Origin of the sequence: Flavobacterium sp. (assembly GCF_027484705.1) — a bacterium.
In the GTDB taxonomy this organism is placed as follows: Bacteria; Bacteroidota; Bacteroidia; order Flavobacteriales; family Flavobacteriaceae; genus Flavobacterium.
Window position 1 is genome coordinate 1 of record NZ_JAIXSL010000012.1, and the last position, 19,955, is coordinate 19,955.

The following is a 19,955-nucleotide window of genomic DNA, read 5'->3' on the forward strand; positions in this document are numbered from 1 at the left end:
TCTGGCGCGATATCATTGACGGTAATTTCCACATCAAAAGTAGTCGAACCACCCGAATTCATTGCAGTCACAGTATAAATTCCATTTGAAATTGCCGTTGGCGTTCCGAAGATTTCCCCAGTTGTTGTGTCGAAATTGAGTCCTGAAGACAAAGCTGGTACAATGGAATAACCAGTAACCGTTCCACCAGAAACCGTTGGAATTAAACTTACAGAACTTCCAATAGTAAATACATTAGGAGAACTGTAACTCAAATTCTCAGGTGCAATATCATTAACGGTAATCACAACATCAAAAGTTGTCGAACCTCCGGAATTGGAAGCAGTAACCGTGTAAGTTGAAGTTGCTGAAACCACGTTCGGCGTTCCTGAAATTCTACCAGTTGATGAATTGAAATTAAGTCCAGAAGGCAAAGCAGGTGTAATGCTATAGCTAGTAACTATTCCACCGGAAACCGCTGGATTTAAACTCGATATTGTAGTTCCTTTGGTGAATACATTTGGAGAATTGTAGCTTAAATTGTTTGGCGCTACATCATTGACTGTAATCACAACATCAAAAGTTGTCGAACCACCGGAATTGCTTGCCGTTACGGTATAAGTGGTTAGCGCTCGAACAGAAGCCGGCGTTCCTGAAATTCTTCCGGTTGAAGTGTTGAAAATTAGCCCTGAAGGCAAAGCAGGTGTAATGCTATAGCTAGTAACTATTCCACCGGAAACCGCTGGATTCAAACTCGATATTGTAGTTCCTTTGGTGAATACGTTCGGAGAATTGTAGCTTAAATTGTTTGGCGCTACATCATTGACTGTAATCACAACATCAAAAGTTGTTGAACCGCCGGAATTGGTTGCAGTCACAGTATATGTGTTTAGCGCCCGAACAGATGTCGGCGTTCCTGAAATTCTACCGATTGAAGTGTTGAAAATTAGCCCTGAAGGCAAAGTAGGCGTAATGCTATAGCTGGTAACTGTTCCACCTGAAACCGTTGGATTCAAACTCGATATTGCAGTTCCTTTGGTGAATACGTTCGGAGAATTGTAGCTTAAATTGTTTGGCGCTACATCGTTCACTCTGATGATCACACCAAAAGTAGTCGAGCCGCCAGTATTGGTTGCAGTCACAGTATATGTAGCCGACGTACTGATGGCTGAAGGTGTTCCTGAGATGATTCCTGATGTAGTATCAAAATTGAACCCGGCCGGTAAAGAAGGTGAAATGCTGTAACTAACCACCGTTCCGCCCGAATTCATTGGAACCAGATTGGTGATCAAAGTATTTTTAGTAAACACATTCGGAGATGGATAGTTGAGATTACTCGGCGCCATATCCTTAACGGTAATTACGATTCCAAAGTTAGTCGAACCGCCCGAGTTTGAAGCCGTAACGGTATAGGTTGCTATAGGAGTTACTGTTGTTGGAATTCCCGAAATAACTCCCGTAGTGGTATTGAAATTTAATCCTGCAGGTAAGGCAGGAGTAATACTATAACTTGTCGGTATTCCTCCAGATGAAGTTGGGGTTAAATCTGAAACCCCGGTGTTTCTGGTAAATACATTTGGTGAAACATAGCTCAAGGATGTTGGAGCGCCATCAATGACCGTAATCTTTAGGTCGAAAGTTGCACTTCCTGTGGCGTAAACTCCGGTCACAACATAAGTACTCAATGCCGAAGCCACTGTTGGCGTTCCCGAAATCACTCCTGTAGTGGTGTTTAATGTCAAACCCGCAGGCAAAGCAGGTGATACGCTGTAGCTTGTTATGGTTTGGGTGGTGGAAGGAACCAGGTTTGTAATGGCTGTTCCAACATTATAAACATTCGGAGAACTATAGGACAAGGGTATTTTTACACCGTCGACAGCAATGTTGTTGAAGGTGACTCTTTTCCCTAAATCGTCCGTCATGTTCGGGCCGGTAAATCGCAAACGGATTTTAAAGTTCGGATTGTTGTCTACAGTTGCAATCGAAGAAAAATCAATCTGAAACAACTGATACGATGCGGTCAAAGGCAATGAGGTTGCAGCGAGTCCGGTCGTAATCCAAACCGGCGCTCCTGAATTTACGGCATAATCCATTGAGATGGCACTGGCAGCGCCTTCATCGACAGCCGCAAAAGAAAATTGTATTTTTTTATAACCTGTTGTCGAAAAATTAAAGACCATGGTGTTCTCTAAACTGCCGCTTCGGAAAGGTTGCTTGATCTGAAGCCCTTTCATATCACTTGAGGCGTAAGCAAGATTTCCATTTACACTTTGTCTGTAATTGATTGGTGTCGGGAGATTTCTTCGTTCCATGGAAGATTTTCCGCCATTCGTGGTCGGATAACCGGTGTTGCACGATTGGTATTGAATCACGCCATCCGCGGCCAATTCGTAAGTGGAATTCAACGAAGTCAATTGCGCGCCATTGGTAATCGAACCATTCATCATCCAGAAATAAATAGGTACGGTCACATCGACATTGCCATCCGGAACAAACACCGCCGTGATGGAAAAATTGCCGGACGGTGTAATCGTAATATCGGCATCAGTACTTGAAGAAGCCCCCGTCCAGTGACTAAACAGATAGCCCGGTTTGGCGATGGCTTTTAGTTTTAGCGGAATGCCATTGAAATAAATTCCGGTCCATGGGTAAGGATTTCCGGAAATTCCCGGCGTTCCGTCAGCGATATTGATTGTGCTGATTTTGATGTAACCGTGGTTGTAATTCGAAACATTTAAAGTCGCATTGATGTTTGATGAAATGCCAAATTTCGATCGGATGTGGCTTCTTTGCTGGCTGGGTCTTTGGTCCGCAAAAAGCTTTTCCTGACCCAAATGATATTGCCAGTCGCCATTGTCTGCGGGTGCTTTCCATCGGAAATACTGGTCGTTCATTTCGGGTGCAATGATGGCTGCAATCTCATCGATTTTAGCCTTAATTCTGGTCGAGAGAAAATTGGTGTTCATCAAATCAGCAAAACGATTGATAAAATCATTTTTGAACGTGGTGTTGGCTAAAAGTTTTCTAAGAATTAAAGTAGACCACGCAGGATTAGGCCCAACATCCGTTGTTGAGGTTGCGTCTCTTAAAGAGTTATAATTCGGATCATCTAAGGTACTATCGGTGTCGTGAATCGCCCAACGCCATCTGCCATCATGTCCATAAGGTGCATTGGCCACAAAACCTGCGGTTCTTTTTCTCCAGTAAATAATGTTGTTTCCGGGCCAGTCATCATTTTGGTAAAAGATGTTGGTGGTAAAATAATCGATAAAATTATCCGTGTCCATTCGGGTTTGGATGTAGGCGTAGTTGGCATCTGAAGTAAAAGTATGCGTGGAGATGTAATTATACATATCTTCATAATCCACATCGTCCCCTTCCTGAATAGCGCCCTGATTTTCAAGCAAATCAACTGCATCGATATTATAAACCTGTTTAAAATAATTGTTGTCGTATTTCTCGCGCATGTTGAGCAAACCCCAATATTCGCCATTCATGAAGACGACCATCGGTTGAAAAGATTCGGTTTCCATTCGCAAGTCCTTCACCAATTGATGGTTCATCGCATCTCGGAACATGGTGTTGTAAAAATCGCTCCCGCCACTTTTGGCGCTCAGCCTTTCGTAGCTAGTGTAAGGCTCGTCTGCGAAAAATTTGTAAGACATATTGTCATCGCCAAAATCCGCCCGCGCGGCAATGTTCCATGATTTACTTGGATAAACTCTGGAGTAGGCACCGCGGATCCGTATGCCGACATCCTGATTGATCATTTCCGTGCCATTGACAAAATACTGCATGTTGGCTTTGCGCTCATTGGCAATTCCAGAGCGTTCGAAATTTCCGGTTTCGCGATCGGGGATTTCTGTAGGATTTGCGGTTCTCCAGTTGTCAAAATCGATTCCGGCTACGGCAATGCCGTCTTCGTAATCATATAATTTGTTTTCATCAACACTCAAAGAAAGCACCGGAAGCGAAAACTTGCCCGGCCCTGAAGGCGTGATGAAATAATTTTTAGTGATTACTCTACTCGACAAAGCACCAGGTTTTACAGCTTTAGCGCGAATCACATTCCCTTTATAAATAGGTCCATTTGGAAAGTATGGCGGCGTAAAATCGTAGGTAGTCGACATCGCAGAAATTTTATTGGGTTGCGAAGTTCTGTCTGCCACTGCTATTGGCGCTGTGTATTGTAGCGTTTGAAAACTATTAAATAGAAATGAACCGAAAGCTTGTCCGGGTAATTTCGGATATTGGTTTTTGTAATTGTAAGTGGTGCCGCTTAAATTATTTTCATCAGGTTCCGATCCGTCTAAAGTATACAAAATCGTAACTCCAGGATCCGGGGACGATATCGTCAAATTGAAACCCGAGGTCTGAAATCCGGATGCTTGGGAAAACACAGGCGGATTTAAAGCTTGCGAATAACCCGTAGCTGTATTGGCCGCATTCGGGGTCGGTGTCCCGAAAAAAACATAAGGACCGGTTCCGTTAGGGGATTTTCCGTACGAAATATCGGCCTGTAAACTGACAGAGGGAACAGTACTGATCGTTACTGCGGAGGTATTGGTCAGGTAGAGGCTTTCGCCCGAGGCACTGATTTTAAAGTTCGTATGCAACGGATTCCCAGGAACCGATCTGTTCTTATCGGAAGCCCAGACAATAAGGTATTGCCCTGCGCCTAAGGATACATTTGGAAAGGTCCATTTGTATAGGAGCAACGGATCATCCGAGAGTCCAAATCCTAACAGATTTACTGAACTAGCTCCGGCGTTATACAATTCTATCCAATCCTGATGCGAGCTGTCTTCATCCTGAATTGAAACGGTATTGGAGGCCAGTACTTCGTTGATGACAATGTTTTGAGCTTGTAAAGAATTGTAATTTAGATTGTAAAAAATAAGGGTGAATAATAGGAACGTAACTTTTTTCATGCTTGTTTGTTTAGTTTGTGCTTTAAAGTTAAGCCAATGTTAAGCCTCCCAAACTTTTTCATCGTTACAAAACGGAAAAAATCGACGAAAGGAAATTTAATTTCAACGGCTTTAAAATCAACAAAAAAAAGGTAGCTGTATTACTACAACTACCTTTTTAAAAAAGTTTAAATTTTTAGAAGAAGTCTATTTCTTGCTGATTTTTTTGGTGGCTGTTTTCCCGTCAGCTTCGAGTTGAAGCAGGTACAATCCATTCGATAAATCAGACAGGTTGACCTGTGCATTTTCTACGGTTCCGTTTTTGATCAGTTTGCCGTCAATAGTAAATAATTTATACGTTACGGCACTGGCGGCATTGATGCCCACAACATTCACAACATCTGCAGTCGGGTTAGGATATACATTGTATTGAAGCGAGAAGTTCTGGTCTACGGCCAATACGATTTCTGTTCCGTAAACCGCAATATTGTTGAAAGTGATTCGGTTGCCATTGTCGACGGTCATATTGGTTCCGGTAAACCTTAAGCGTACTTTAAAGTTGGCATTGTCATTGGCTGCAGTAACCGCAGAGAAATCAACATTGAACAACTGATAAGCATTGGTCAAAGGCAATGTGCTTGATGTCAAACCTGTGGTCAACCAAACCGGCGCGCCAACATTGACAGAATAATCTACTAAGATTCCCGTAGCATTGGTCAATTCATTGATGGCTGCAAAAGAGAATTTGATGTTTTTCTCATTAACCGTTGAAAAATTGAAGACCATCTCGTTGCCTAAACTTCCGCTAGCCAATGGTTCTTTGATCTGCAAACCTTTCATATCGCTTGTAGCAAAAGGAAGGTTGTTGTTCGCTAAAGGAATATAATTGAGTTCTATTGGGCTGTTTCTTCTTTCCATAGAAGCTTTTCTCCAGTGCGCCACATCGGTCGATACGAACGGATATCCCACCAAACAAGATTGGTATTGAATCACTCCGTCAGTGTTTCCGCCTTTGTAAGTGGAGGTCAACGTTTCAAGAGGAAGGTTGTTGGCAATGGCAGAATTCATCATCCAGAAATAAATCGGTTGCGGAGAAGCCACGGTTTCGGCAACAAAAACGGCAGTCACACTAAAGCTAGAACCTGAATTCACGGTGATTTCAGCATTGGTACTTGAGGAAGCGCCTGTCCAGTGGCTGAAAACAAAACCAGGATTGGCAATCGCTTTTAAGGTTATAGGAATGTTCGAGAAATAAACGCCCGTCCAAGGATAAGGATTCGGGGCAATTCCGTCGGTTCCTTCTTTGATATTGATAGTATTGATTTTGATGTAACCGTGATTGTTGTTTGAAACATCCAAGGTAGCATTGATATTAGAAGCAATTCCGAATTTGGCGCGAATATGATCTCTTTGAGCAGCTGGTCTTTCGGTTACAAATGTTTTTTCGAAATTAACAGAATATTCCTCGTCGTCCATGCTGGCGGGAGATTTCCATCTGGCGATATGTTCTGGCAAGTTAGGCTCAACGACGGCTTTCATCTCATCAATCAAGGCAACCGCTCTTGAAGGCAAGAAAGTAGTATTCATCAAATCAGCAAAACGGTTGATGAAATCATTTTTATACGATGAATTTTCGAGTAATTTACGCAAAATCAAGGTAGCCCAAGCCGGATTCGGATAATCAGGACCGTTAGCGTCAGTGGCTAATTCTAGCGTATTATAAGTAACGTCGTCGTAGTAAAAACCTAAAGTTCCGTCAAGGTCATGGAAACCCCAACGCCATCTTCCGTCCTGACCATAAGGCGCATTGGGAACATATCCGGTGGTTCTTTTTCTCCAATATTCAATGTTGGTTCCGGGCCAATCTCCGTTTTGAAGGTAGATATTGGTGATATAATAATCACTGAAGCTTTCAGGATCTAACCTTGTTTTGATGTAATTGTAATTGGCGGTATTGGCTAAGCTGTTGTTGTTCAGGTAGGTGATCATGTCTTGGTAATCAAGGTTGTCTCCATAAGACACATCATAGTCATTTCCCTGATCCGCTAAATAATCCAATTCACTTTTGCTGATGTTGAATTTTTCTTTAAAAAAACCAGCATCGTAACGTTCTCTGATATTTAAGAGGCCCCAATATTCTCCGTTTACAAAGGTGACCGTTGGCTGATAGGCTTCTGTGTTGCAGTTTAAAGATTGAATCAGTCTATGACAAAAAGCATCTTTAAACATGGTGTTTTTAAAATCATTTCCTGAATTTCTTAGCACTAAACTTTCAAATTTATCATTGGTTCTGTTGTTGAAAAATTTATAATCCATCGAATTGGCGCCGTACTCAGGTTTGGCACGAAGCGTCAATGATTTGCTTTGATAAGCTCGTGTTCCTCCACCGTGGATGCGGATGCCGATATCGGTATTCATCACTTCCGCACCATTGACCAGATAAGTCATATTGGCGGTTCTTTCGCTGTCAATGCCCTGACGCCAGTAGTTGGAAGTGTTTTCTACATAAGCAGGCGATTCGTATGGGTTTGCGGCTCTCCAGTTGTCAAAATCGACTCCGGCCACATATATTCCGTTGTTGTAATCGAATAATTTATTTTCATCGATGCTAAGAGAAACTATAGGCAATGGAAAACGGCTGGTTCCTAAAGGAGAAATGACATACGTTTTGGAGGCAGTTTTACTATCAAGCGCACCGGCTTTAACCAATTTTGCTCTCACAACAGTACCTTTAAAAATAGGATCTGTCGGGATATAAGTTGGGTTAAAGTCATAAGTTGACGAAATCGCTGCTAATTTATTAGGTTGCGCGGAACGATCTGCAATGGCCACCGGAGCACTATATTGGTACGTTCTGAAACTTTGATTCAAAAGCGTACCTATCGGTTGGTCAATATTGGTGTCCTGATATTGGTTTTTATAGCTGTAAGTTGTTCCGCCCAAGTTCGATAATTCCGGTTCAGAACCGTCTAAGGTATAAAGGATGGTCGCGCCAGGAACCGTAGTAGAAAGCGTCAAATTGAATCCTGCGGCTAAAACCCCGGATTCTTGTGAAAATGTTGGTGGAGACAAAGCTTCTGTGTAGGCAACAGCTCCGTTGGCCGCTTCGGGCGTAACCACATTAAAAAACTTGAAAGGCCCAGTTCCGTTTGGAATGCGTCCGTAGGAAATATCTTGCAACATCGTAGGTGTTGTGACATAATCAAGTGTAACCCCGGAACTATTGGTTAAAATAATATTCTCACTGGCCGAACTCAGCTTAAAGTTGGTGTGTAGTGGTTGACCAGCCACCGCACGGTCTTTATCAGAACACCATATTAACAGGTATTCTCCCGCAGCAATAGCGATATCTGGAAATGTCCATTTGTATGGCAACGCAGGATCGTCGCTTAATCCGAAATCAAGTAGGTTTACAGCTGTGGTGCCGTTGTTTCTGATTTCCACCCAATCTTGGTAAGAACCATCCTCATCCTGATTGATTGAGCCGTTAGAAGTAAGCACTTCGTTAATATCAATGCTCTGACTCGTAATCGTTTGAGACATTAAAAGTAAAAGCAAAGTGATAAAAAATGGGGTAATTTTTTTCATAACTTTTTTAAAGTATTGATTAATAAGGCGGTGAAATTATACATAATGTTAATAAAAAGCCATATTTTATCGATACAAAGCTTAAAATCTCTTTGAAGTGCAGAAATTAATCTAAAATTAGGACGGACATGCCGAAAAGAATCATCCTAAAGCAGGATAAAGATTTGGAACAGCTTGATTGCATAGAGTAGAACCCCCCCAATTAAATTACATGCCAAGGCAAACCATAACTAGAACATTATCTTATATTAGTGAACAATAATTTAGTTTTATGAAATTTTTTGTAGATTATAAAAAAAAAGTACATTTGCAAAAAAAAACATTATATGAAATTTAAATCACTTTTTACATTTCTTTTTATCGCTTTGGTTACGGTTTCTTGTAAGAAAGAAGAAAAAAATGACGCTACTGAAAAGCAAGCGGCACCTCCACCTTTTACCATTGTTATCACGATGACGGCAAAAGAGGATGATATTATGTCATTATATTACAAAGATGAGTCAGTGCCTAATTTTATTGAGGAAATGAGTGTTTACAAAGAGGTAAAAAAAGGCAATCAAGACATCGTTATCAACTTACCCGAAGGTGTGTTGCCGAATGACGTTCGTTTCGATTTAAGCACAAGGACCCAAACACAGGTTTGTAAAATCGAAAAAATTCACGTGGAGAACCAAGGTAAAAGCTTTGATTTTATGAACCAAGACTTAGAAAGATTTTTGATTCCGAATCCTTCTGTTGTTTTTGATGCCAAGGACAGGAGCTACTCTTTCAAACAAGTGGATGGAAATTACGATCCTTTCCTAAATGTAACTGATGAATTCCGATCTTCAATGACACCATTGGTTACACAAACCCCGACCCAGCCGAATAAATAAGTAGCTGATATAAAGCATTATAGAAAAAATTCTTATTTGTCAAAATAGGAATTTTTTTTTGTTTTTGAACACCGTCAACCGCGTGAAAAATTTGCTTTTATAGAACGAATAAAATCACTAAAAGCACAATAATTAAAGAAAATAAATATATATTTACCCGCCTCAAAGTACTTTCTTTGAAATTCACAGTGTAATTCCGGCGAAGAAAGTCAGGTATAATAGAAACGAAATTAAAAGTAAGAACTTGAATCAAATCGATATTTCTATAGTGGTTCCGCTTTACAATGAGGAAGCCGTATTTCATATTTTATTTCAACGTTTAACAGATGTTATAAATAAAACCCCTTTTTCGTGTGAAGTGATTTTGATTAATGATGGAAGTAGTGACAATACGGATCGGTTAATAGTTGAAGCCTGCTTAAAAGACAATCGGTTTACAGGTGTTCTATTATCCAGAAATCACGGACATCAATTAGCCGTTTCAGCTGGGCTTACTTACGTAAGAGGAAAAAAAGGAGCCATGATTATTGATGGTGATTTACAAGACCCACCGGAATTGGTCAACGAATTTTACGCGTTGCTCAGCAAAGGATTTGATGTCATTTATGCCATCCGAAAAAACAGAAAGGAAAGTTTCATAAAAAAAATAGCTTATGCTGCTTACTACAGGTTGCAAAAGAAAATATCCAATTTCAACATTCCTATAGACAGCGGAGATTTCTCGATGCTAAGCCGCAGAGTGGTTGATAACATCAATTCCATGCCCGAACAAAGTCGTTATTTAAGAGGCATGAGAGCTTGGGTAGGATTCAAGCAAATAGGATACGAATACGATCGGGATGAGAGACAGGCCGGCGAAACCAAATATTCATGGGGTAAATTATTCGAGTTGGCTTTTAACGGGATTTTTAATTTTAGTGACTTCCCGGTTAAAGTCATTACCAGACTAGGTTTCTTTACAGTCGTTTTTTCACTAATATATTTTGGTTATAATATTTACAGGAAAATATGCTATGACGATGTTCCTCAAGGATTCACAGCGACTATTTTGGCCATCATTCTTTTTAGCGGTGTGCAATTAATTTCATTAGGCCTTATCGGTGAATATGTTTTAAGAATATACAATCAAGTTAGAAACCGTCCTCTTTTTGTAATCGATAAAATTATTCAAGACGGAAAACAAGAGGATCGATAAAAACGGCTTCTATGCAACACGTTACTATATGAAATAATGCAATTTGAAAGCCAATTAGTAAACAGAAACATTTCATTGTCTTTCGGGAGATACCTATAACATATCTGAAAAAAAATTAAATTATTATGAAGATTCTCATCTGGTTAAAGCAAAATTATTTTCTAGCCATAATTTTATTAGTATCTGCGATTTTAAGGTTTTATCATCTTGATTTTCAAAGTGTCTGGTTGGATGAAATTCACACCCTTAACGAAGCAAATCCTACGTTTTCCTTAACACAGATTTATAATGGCTTACTGATTTCCGAGCCACACCCGCCACTGTATTTTTTTCTAGTTCATTACTTTTTTATCCTTTTTGGATATACAAGTGTTGTATTAAGAGTTTTTTCAGTCATTGTCGGTCTGCTGGGTATTTATTCGATATACATACTAGGACGTGAGATTTTTAATAAAAAAGCAGGTTTGTATGCAGCGGTATTGTTATCCGTTAATTATTTCCATATCTATTATTCTCAGGAAGGCAGAATGTATGCGTTGTTGTTTCTGACGACGACCTTATCGTTTTATTTTTTAGTAAAATTCATCAAAGAAGCCAATATCAAAAGCGCTTTGTTGTACGGCCTTTTTTCCACACTAATGATTTATTGCCACTTCTTCGCTTTATTCGCTTTTGTTTCCCAATATGTGATTCTCTTATATTTTGTTTTCAAACCTTATCAAAGCACTCGGATACAGTTTTTTAAATACACAGCCATTTCAGGATTCATGACGTTGTTGCTGTATATTCCAACCTACAGTTTGTTTAAAAGAACTTCCGAAATGACCTCCATGTGGATTCCTAAACCTACGTTGGATGTATATACCGTGGTGTTTAAAGATTTTTTCGGACAATCGGAAATCGTGCTATTTTTTGTCACCCTATTGATCCTTTTATTTTTCATCCAGTTGTTTAAAGTTACTGAGAAACAAGATTTTAAAACTGATCCTAAAGAAGACCAATTGGTTTTCAGTTTTCTTGTTCTTATTATTTGGATTTCGGTTACTTTAATTTTGCCTCTGATTAGGTCTTACATGAGTTTGCCGATGCTCATCAACCGCTATTTTATAAACATCTTACCTGCCATCCTGATATTGATTGCTATCGGACTTTCATACATTAGGAGTAAACTGGTTTTATATTCTGTATTGGCCAGTATTGTCATATTTTCTATCACCGATGTGGTAATTGTGAAGCATTATTATACCCTCAGAACCAAATCTCAATTTAGGGAAGTTAGCCAGTACATTATCGACAAAAACAAAAACAACGAACCTGTTGTGAGTAGTTTGGGATGGTATTTCCAGTATTTTTTAAACAATGATAAAATTAAGATGACTATTGTGAATGAATCATTGGCCGACCATGTCAATATGATGATTCAGGATCCTTCCAAAAGAAAACAATTTTGGTATGTAGACGCACATTCGCGTCCTTATGACCCAGAGCCACCAATTCAAAAATATTTGGATGAGAATTTTGTGGTTCAAGACGGTACCGATTTAAATGACGCCTGGACCAAACATTATGTTACTATTGAAAATGCCATAACTTATATTGATCTTTCGAAATACAATCCTTTGCAGGACGAAAACGGCGACAATATTAAATATAACATTGAAAATTTCGAAGTAGGTTCCAATGCGGTTACAGCCAGCGGCTGGGCTTATATTAGTGACGAGGACAGTCAGGGAGCGGAACTTAGTTTGGTATTAATAGGCCCCAAGAACATTAAGGTATTTTGTCAAAGCGTAAAAAGAGATGATGTAACCACTTATTTTAAAAGCCCTGTCGATCTGAGTAATTCCGGATTTTCGTCTAGAATTTTATTAGACAAACTCCCTCAGGGAAAATACCAATTAGGGATTCAGATAAAAAACAGTACAACACATAAAGAGGGCTTGGTATTGAGTGATAAGTTTTTTACAAAGTGATAAAATTGCATCCGCCAAAGATATAAAGAAGAGCAATCTGCATAAAATAGCAAATGAAAAAACAATAAAAAAATTTATTCCTGATTGGTTGTAGAGATGGCACAAAAACAGAATAAAAAGTAAATCTAAATTTCGCGATATGAGTATACATGACGTATTCACATAAATATTTAGAAGCAATCACTGGCAAAGTGCGGAGAGCAATTCCGGAACAGGCTCTGAAATCAAGCAAACTCAATTGCTTGTCAATGCGCTTAACAAGCTGTTTAAAGACAAGAATATCAGATCCGTTTTAGATCTTCCTTGCGGTGATTTTAAATGGATGCAAAAAGTTGGTTTATCTGGAATTGATTACATCGGAGGCGATATTGTAGAGGCATTGATTCAGGGCAATATCAGTTATCATTCCGGTAACCCTAAATTATTGTATGGTCTCGAACAAAATTATTGTAAAAACAGTATTAGAAAATTCGAGTAAAAACAGAACGTATTATTTACTAAGCAAAAAGAACTCGAGAAAAGCATACTCCATTCTTCCGGGAAAAACATAGATACAAATGGATTAGACGGGAATGGGGCAAGTCAATGGATAGAAGAAATGACCCCAACTTACGATGGTTACTATATAGAAGGCTGGGCTTTTATAGAAGATGAAAAAACCGATACCCCAAAAGTCTTTATAGGAATAACCAATGTATCGGGCAAGATTTTTTATGATACGCAAACCGTAGATCGATATGACCTGAACAGTTATTTTCATAAAAGTCATTTGGAAAAAGGTGGTTTTTATACCAGGATCAAAACAAAAGATATGGTCACTGGAGAAAATAAGATCAGTGTTTATCTTGAAAACAAAAAGATCAGAAAAATTATAGAAACCGATAAAATAATAATACAACCATAACAATGAATATTTGTATCATCACAGGTTCTTCAGGATTAATAGGTAGCGAGTCGGTTGCTTTCTTTGCGTCAAAATTTGATAAAATCATCGGAATCGATAACAATATGCGTCAGGTTTTTTTTGGAACAGACGCCTCGACAGAATGGAATACCAAAAAATTAACCGAAACCATTCCGAATTTTGAACACCATCATGTCGATATTCGAAACATTGAAGAATTAGAAAAAATATTTTCAACCTATGGCGCGGACATCAAATTAGTCATTCACACAGCCGCACAACCAAGTCATGATTGGGCGGCTAAAGAACCCATAACAGATTTTACTGTAAACGCAAACGGTACGCTGAACATGCTTGAGGCTACAAGATTGCATTGTCCCAAAGCCACATTTATTTTTACATCTACTAATAAAGTTTATGGAGATACCCCAAATTTTTTACCATTAGTAGAACTTGATAAAAGATGGGAGATTGACGAAAGTCACCCTTACTTTAAGGATGGTATCGATGAAAACATGAGCATCGATCAAACCAAACACTCCTTATTTGGTGCTTCAAAAGTGGCTGCCGATGTTTTGGTTCAGGAATACGGAAAATATTTTGGCATGAATACAGGCGTGTTCAGAGGCGGGTGCTTAACAGGGCCAAATCATTCTGGCACCAAGCTGCACGGATTCTTATCCTACCTTATGAAGTGCGCTATCACTGGAGATAAATATACAGTCTTTGGCTATCAAGGAAAACAAGTTCGCGATAATATTCACAGCTGGGATTTGGTTAATATGTTTTGGCATTTTTATCAAAATCCTCGTCAAGGCGAAGTGTATAATGCAGGTGGAGGAAGGCATTCCAACTGTTCTATGGCTGAAGCGATTGAAATGTGCGAAACCATAACCGGAAAACCGATGAATTACGAATATTCAGAAGACAACCGAATCGGGGATTATATCTGGTGGATTAGTGATCTTTCTAAATTTAAAGTCCATTATCCGGACTGGACCTGGAAGTACAACATCAATGATATTTTGACACAAATCTATGAGAACACGTCTCAAAGACAACAATAGATTAATAAACAACGAATATGAAGCTTAGCATCGTAATGCCTGAATACAATGAGGAGGAATCAATCACTGAAACCATTGATCAAAATGAAGAGGCATTTGCAAAGGTCAATATTGACCATGAGACCCTGATTGTTAATGACAATTCAAAAGACGGCACTTTGGCAGTTTTGATGGCGTTCGCCGATAAATATGCAAAAGTTAGATATGAAACCAACCTCGGGTCTAATGGTTTTGGCTATGCCGTTCGATATGGTTTAGAAAGGTTTTCCGGAGATTGCGTGGCTATTATGATGGCAGATTTGTGGGACTCGCCTTATGATTTGATTCGGTATTACACCAAAATGATTCAAGGGAATTATGACTGTGTTTTTGGAAGCCGTTTTATAAAAGGGGGCACGGTGGTCGATTATCCGGTTGTGAAAAAAATCATCAATCGCATTGCCAACGCGATTATACGAATGGTGATGCGCATTAAATATAACGATACCACGAACGCCTTTAAATTATACAAACACAAAGTCATTGACGGCGTGAAGTCCATTTTACCCCCGCATTTTAACTTAATCATCGAACAGCCTTTAAAAGCCATTATTCGCGGATACTCTTACACCGTTGTTCCCAATTCGTGGATCAACCGCAAATATGGCGTTTCCAAACTCAAAATTAAAGAGATGGGAAGCCGTTATTTTTTTTATCCTGGTGTATTGTTTCGTAGAGAAGTAGTTTTTTAAGAGGCGATTATACTAAGAAATAAATATTTTTGTGTTTTGGTAAAACCAAACAGCTGCCAGATGAGATAATGCATGTGAGATAACAAAGTAATGATGTTTGATAAATATAAAACCACTTTTCAAGTCGCAGGATTCAGAACACTGATTACCAATTTCTTTTCGTTGGTAATTTTACAGATACTTAACGTCTTCCTGCCTTTCCTTACGATACCTTATCTGATGAGCACGGTCGGCGTTGAAAGATTCGGACTGCTTACTTTTGTGCATTCGTTTGTGCTTTTTCTTGTAATCTTCGTAGAATATGGCTTCAATATTACCACCACGAGAGAAATCTCCATACAATCCAATTCCAAGAGCGAAGTAGAACGTATTTATTCGGAAGTCTTAACCACGAAGCTTTTTTTGCTGCTGGTTTGTTTTGTTTTATTTTCCATTGCGGTTTTTAGCGTTGAGAAATTCCGACACGATTTTCTGATTTATTTCTTATATTTTGGAATCGTAGTCGGGCAAACTCTGTTCTCGTTGTGGCTGTTTCAGGGGCTTCAGAAGATGAAGTATGTCACGTATGTCAATGTTTTTTTTAAAAGCATTTTTACGATCTGCATTTTTATTTTCGTCAAAGGCGTCAACGACATTTGGATGGTGCCTTTATTCCTTTCCGCCGGAGCCATTTCCGCCGGAATATCTTCGCTGCTTATTGCCAGATTCGTCTTAGACCTTCATTATACCTTTCCACATTTTGATGCGGTGAAAGTGCAATTAAAATCGGGATACCATCTTTTTATGTCGGAATTTTACATGGCCGTATTAACCTTTTCCAACGTGTTATTACTCGGGTTTTTAGTCGGAAATGTCAGTGTCGGGATATATTCTGCGGCTGAAAAAGTGATTAGAGCAGCGGCAAGTTTATTGTCTCCGGTGATTAACACGCTCTTTCCGTATGTGGCAAAATTGGTTTTCGAAAATTACAGACAGGGTATGGCTTTTATCCACAAGGTTAAAAATTATGGCGTCGTGGTTATTATAGCGGGAACCATTCTTGTTTTTATATTCGCGGACGTGCTGTTCGATATTATTTATCAGCATAAATCAAAAGAATTGGCGAGCATTGATCAAAGCATTTTGGTTTTTCGGATCATGATTATATTTCCGTTGGTTTCCTTTTTAGACCAGGTTTATGGAAAGCTTATCCTGATTGTTTTAGGAAGAACCGATATTTTTTTCAAGGTATTTTCAATCTGTTCGATACTCAATTTGATCGTTTGCGCCACACTTTCTTATTATTATAGTTATATCGGAACAGCCATTTCAAGTATCGTCACGCAAATCATAATCGCGAGCTTAATGGGATATTATGCGAATAAAATTGAAAACAAACCGCTCGAAGAAAGTAAATTGCCATGCTGATCAAAATCGGAATTATAATAGACAACATTGCCAAAGCTGGAGGCACTGAGCGAGCCATATCGAGCTTGTGTAACGGATTGATGCGATTTCATCCTCAGGATTACGACCTCACCATCATCAGCCTGTTTTCAAAAAAAAACGATCAGCCATTTTTTGAATTACATCCGGCAATACAGATTCAACACTTAGAGAAAACCAATGATTTCAGATGGTGGAATAAGATTTCTTGGTATAAAAAGTTAGTAGCTGACCTTCGGCAAATCAATACAGAAAACGCTTTTGATGTTCTTTTAGGCACCACTTATGTTCACAATATATTGCTTCCGCTAATGGTTAGCAACAGCAACACCAAGAGTGTCGGATGCGAACACGTGGTTTATCATTATCCTCCCAAAGTGTTTCAAACCATCAGGAAGTTTGTTTATCCGCAGCTCGATGCGGTCATCGTCTTGAATAAAACGGAGCAAGAGCATTTCCGTTTCCTCAAAAATACCGCTGTTATTCCCAATAGTCTGCCGTTTGAAAATGATCAGAGCGCTACTTTAAACGCTAAAAAAATCATTAATGCCGGAAGGTTAACCCACGAAAAAGGAGTAGATTTATTAATTGATATGTACGAAAACATCTACCGTCAAGCCCCAGATTGGGAGTTAAATATTTATGGTGACGGTGAAGATTTTGAAGCGCTCCAATCAAAAATTAAGCAGAAAGGTTTGGAGCCTTACATCAAACTTTGCGGGTCGGTAAAAAATATTTCGGAAAGTTACCTGCAAAGCAGTGTTTTTGTGTTAAGTTCACGTTCAGAAAGTTTTGGCATCGTGATTATCGAAGCTATGAATCACGGATTGCCGGTGATTTCGTTTGATTGCGACGGGCCTAAAAACATCATAGAAAATGGCAAAAGCGGGTTTTTGATCCCTCAATTTGATACCAAGGAATTTTCAGAAAAATTGTTACTGCTCATTCAAGATCAGCAGCAAAGAATGCAGATGGGAGCAGAGGCGCTAAAGGCTTCCTACCAATATAAAGAAAACAAAATTATACCAATGTGGAACAGACAAATACAGTCACTACTAGAAAACCGATAATCCCACTCGGATTGACCCCGAAAGAATTAGGAGTGTTTTTGTTGCTGCTATTTCTGAATTTAAAATTTGCCGCCATTACTATTGTTCAGGATAGGTCGGTGATGATTGATGTGATGGTATATCTGCTGTTTATTGTCACCTTCAACTATTCCCATTGGACTTACAAATCATTAATTAAGACAACCTTTGTGATTGGGGTTTATACTTTAATTAATTTTTCATCCTATAAACTCAATGTACTGATGCCATTGATTATTATCCAGTGCGTCTCAGGCATCCGCCTTACCAGGTATTTAAAGATCACTTTCATCATTACAGCCATTACACTTTTATGGATGTATATTGTTTTTGGAGAAGGCACTAACCTGTCCGGATTTTCTTTTATCATTGATCGTAAAACCAGAATGACCTTCGGATTTGGCCACCCCAATTCTGCCGGATTATATTATTATTGTCTTATGATCAATGGCTTGTTGTTGCTCTACTTTTCTAAGTATAAAAAGTACATACCGCATTATATGTTTCTGATCATACCGTTGTGGTTTTATATCTATGAAAAAACAGCCTCCCGAAGTTTTATCTTGTCCATATTTGTTTTGTACAGCTCTTATATTTATTATTATCTGGTTCAAAAATATGATTATAAAGCGCTCTATAAATTGGCGGGTTACGTATGCATGTTGATGGTATTTATACTTACGGCCCTTACATTGTATTTTAGTTTCACCGTACTGGACAACAAATTTTTAGACAGGATTTTGAGCAAGCGGCTCACGTATTACAATATATTTCTTGAAAGGATTGACGTCCTCGATTTTTTATTCGGCTCCAATGCCTATAAAACTTTAGTGATTGACAGCAGTTACCTGCATTTGCTTTTTGAAGGCGGCATCTTCTTTTTTATTGGGTTTTGCATTTTTTATGTGCTTTCCACGGTCAATATGATCAACAAAAAAGCGTGGATTCCGATTTGCATCATCATGAGTTTTATGGCTTACGGCCTCATGGAAACTTTGTTGCTCTTCAGCATGGTGATCGGAACCAATATCTTTTGGGTCATGCTGTATTATTATTACAAGAATGGAGAAATGAAGTTGTAATTAGGAATTGCCGAGGCTGTTTATGGCTTTTAAAAATACGGCTGCAGCATCCTTCCAATTATACTGTGCGCACATTTGCTGTTTATTCACTTTCCAATCCTTATAAACCAACGCCTCGTTTATTTTTTGATGCATCGCGGTTTGATCTAGCGGGTCAAAAAGAAAATCAGCCATAAAATCAAAGTCAGCCATGGCCGTCGAATTCGAGCAGACCGTTGGCGTTTCGCAAGCCACAGACTCTAACGGCGGAATCCCAAAACCTTCCGCAATAGAAGGATATAGGGCGATTTGTGCCGCTCTTGTAAACGAAACCAAATCTTTAAAATTGACCTTTCTTAATATTTTCACCTTAGCCTTTAAGGATTCTGGAAGGTTGTTGTAATAATCATCAAGTTCTTTACATTCCAGCGCTTCGTTGCCGATAAAAACCAGTTCGTGGGTTAAATAATGTTTGTTTTCAATGAAAACCTTCAGCAGCGTGATATGATTTTTTCGGGGCTCGAAACGGCTTACAAACAAAAAGAAGTTGGCAATCCCGAAATGCGATTGAATGTATTCTTGTGCTTCAGTTTTTTCAAAAGGCTCCAGAAAAACCGAGTCAACAGCATTGTGGGTCACGAAGATTTCATTGATGCCGAAATGCTTTTGAATCCTTGCTTTCGAATACTCTGAAACCGTTAAAACAACCTCTGATCTTTGGGCGCTCCATTGAAACAGCAATTTGTTTTTGAGCTTATAGCCTTCAGGGAAATATTCCGGGTAATCCAAAAACATGACGTCGTGTGTAGTAACAATGTATCGGCACAGTTTAATAGGAGGAACAATATATTGAAAATGGCCCCAGTCGATTTTATATTTCCTGATCAGCAAAGGAATATCGAGCAACAAGCGCGCAAATTTATTTTTATATCGAAACTTCAGATACACTACATTCTCATGTCGGCCAAATATCGTTTCCAAATGATCGGGATCATTAGAGGTCAGAAAAAAAGTGATGTTTTTTTGATTGATGAGCTCTAGATATAAGCCTCTCAAATACGAAGTGGAACCCTGAAACGGCTCGTCAAAAACATGGCAATCGACAAAAATTTTGATATTTTTCATGCTGTAGCGCAGCTTATCCGGCGCAAATTAATTT

General features: G+C 39.0%; 13 protein-coding genes. 10 read left to right on the forward strand and 3 right to left on the reverse strand.

Translation table 11 applies throughout. The features are described 5' to 3' along the window. Both Q0058_RS06725 and Q0058_RS06730 read right to left on the reverse strand, forming a co-directional pair. Positions 1 to 4,910, reverse strand: a 4,910-nt coding sequence (locus Q0058_RS06725) for a putative Ig domain-containing protein (RefSeq protein ID WP_298222167.1), incomplete at its 3' end; no start/stop codon positions are given. 186 nt (positions 4,911 to 5,096) lie between these two features. Beyond that, a complete protein-coding gene (locus tag Q0058_RS06730) occupies positions 5,097 to 8,477 on the reverse strand; it encodes a CotH kinase family protein (protein WP_298222169.1) in 3,381 nt (1,126 codons plus the stop codon). A 326-nt stretch (positions 8,478 to 8,803) separates the two neighbouring features. Here Q0058_RS06730 and Q0058_RS06735 point away from each other — a divergent pair, with 326 nt between their 5' ends. The 10 genes from Q0058_RS06735 to Q0058_RS06780 all read left to right on the forward strand — a co-directional run bounded on the left by Q0058_RS06735 (position 8,804) and on the right by Q0058_RS06780 (position 18,817). Beyond that, positions 8,804 to 9,352: a hypothetical protein gene (locus Q0058_RS06735; RefSeq protein ID WP_298222171.1), complete on the forward strand. Its 549-nt coding sequence runs from the start codon at positions 8,804 to 8,806 to the stop codon at positions 9,350 to 9,352. Between the two features lie 244 nt (positions 9,353 to 9,596). Further along, entirely contained in the window at positions 9,597 to 10,547 is a 951-nt protein-coding gene (locus Q0058_RS06740) for a glycosyltransferase family 2 protein (RefSeq protein WP_298222173.1), read from the forward strand. 125 nt (positions 10,548 to 10,672) lie between these two features. After that, positions 10,673 to 12,520 (forward strand): glycosyltransferase family 39 protein, encoded by a 1,848-nt coding sequence (locus Q0058_RS06745; protein WP_298222175.1) that lies wholly within the window; start codon positions 10,673 to 10,675, stop codon positions 12,518 to 12,520. 322 nt (positions 12,521 to 12,842) lie between these two features. Continuing rightward, entirely contained in the window at positions 12,843 to 12,998 is a 156-nt protein-coding gene (locus Q0058_RS06750; protein ID WP_298222177.1) for a hypothetical protein, read from the forward strand. Positions 12,999 to 13,118: 120 nt separating this feature from the next. Beyond that, positions 13,119 to 13,424: a hypothetical protein gene (locus Q0058_RS06755; RefSeq protein ID WP_298222178.1), complete on the forward strand. Its 306-nt coding sequence runs from the start codon at positions 13,119 to 13,121 to the stop codon at positions 13,422 to 13,424. 2 nt (positions 13,425 to 13,426) lie between these two features. After that, a complete protein-coding gene (locus Q0058_RS06760) occupies positions 13,427 to 14,491 on the forward strand; it encodes an NAD-dependent epimerase/dehydratase family protein (protein WP_298222180.1) in 1,065 nt (354 codons plus the stop codon). 17 nt (positions 14,492 to 14,508) lie between these two features. Further along, entirely contained in the window at positions 14,509 to 15,222 is a 714-nt protein-coding gene (locus Q0058_RS06765; RefSeq protein WP_298222181.1) for a glycosyltransferase family 2 protein, read from the forward strand. Positions 15,223 to 15,312: 90 nt separating this feature from the next. Beyond that, complete coding sequence (locus Q0058_RS06770; RefSeq protein WP_298222183.1) at positions 15,313 to 16,629, forward strand: oligosaccharide flippase family protein; 1,317 nt, start codon at positions 15,313 to 15,315, stop codon at positions 16,627 to 16,629. Continuing rightward, positions 16,623 to 17,717, forward strand: coding sequence for a glycosyltransferase family 4 protein (locus Q0058_RS06775; protein ID WP_298222185.1), 1,095 nt, complete (start codon positions 16,623 to 16,625; stop codon positions 17,715 to 17,717). The genes Q0058_RS06770 and Q0058_RS06775 overlap by 7 nt, the downstream gene beginning before the upstream one ends. Further along, a complete protein-coding gene (locus Q0058_RS06780) occupies positions 17,678 to 18,817 on the forward strand; it encodes a hypothetical protein (RefSeq protein ID WP_298222187.1) in 1,140 nt (379 codons plus the stop codon). The genes Q0058_RS06775 and Q0058_RS06780 overlap by 40 nt, the downstream gene beginning before the upstream one ends. On the opposite strand, the gene Q0058_RS06785 is transcribed toward Q0058_RS06780, so the two are convergent. Continuing rightward, positions 18,818 to 19,921: a glycosyltransferase family 1 protein gene (locus Q0058_RS06785; protein WP_298222189.1), complete on the reverse strand. Its 1,104-nt coding sequence runs from the start codon at positions 19,919 to 19,921 to the stop codon at positions 18,818 to 18,820. It lies immediately after the preceding gene. Positions 19,922 to 19,955: the final 34 nt, after the last annotated feature.

What these genes read in the sequence shown, in the direction of transcription:
- Q0058_RS06730 (WP_298222169.1), bottom strand. Translation starts at nt 8,477, where the DNA reads ATGAAAAAAATTACCCCATTTTTTATCACTTTGCTTTTACTTTTAATG.
- Q0058_RS06735 (WP_298222171.1), top strand. Translation starts at nt 8,804, where the DNA reads ATGAAATTTAAATCACTTTTTACATTTCTTTTTATCGCTTTGGTTACG.
- Q0058_RS06760 (WP_298222180.1), top strand. Translation starts at nt 13,427, where the DNA reads ATGAATATTTGTATCATCACAGGTTCTTCAGGATTAATAGGTAGCGAG.
- Q0058_RS06775 (WP_298222185.1), top strand. Translation starts at nt 16,623, where the DNA reads ATGCTGATCAAAATCGGAATTATAATAGACAACATTGCCAAAGCTGGA.
- Q0058_RS06750 (WP_298222177.1), top strand. Translation starts at nt 12,843, where the DNA reads ATGCAAAAAGTTGGTTTATCTGGAATTGATTACATCGGAGGCGATATT.
- Q0058_RS06765 (WP_298222181.1), top strand. Translation starts at nt 14,509, where the DNA reads ATGAAGCTTAGCATCGTAATGCCTGAATACAATGAGGAGGAATCAATC.
- Q0058_RS06785 (WP_298222189.1), bottom strand. Translation starts at nt 19,921, where the DNA reads ATGAAAAATATCAAAATTTTTGTCGATTGCCATGTTTTTGACGAGCCG.
- Q0058_RS06745 (WP_298222175.1), top strand. Translation starts at nt 10,673, where the DNA reads ATGAAGATTCTCATCTGGTTAAAGCAAAATTATTTTCTAGCCATAATT.
- Q0058_RS06770 (WP_298222183.1), top strand. Translation starts at nt 15,313, where the DNA reads ATGATGTTTGATAAATATAAAACCACTTTTCAAGTCGCAGGATTCAGA.
- Q0058_RS06755 (WP_298222178.1), top strand. Translation starts at nt 13,119, where the DNA reads ATGACCCCAACTTACGATGGTTACTATATAGAAGGCTGGGCTTTTATA.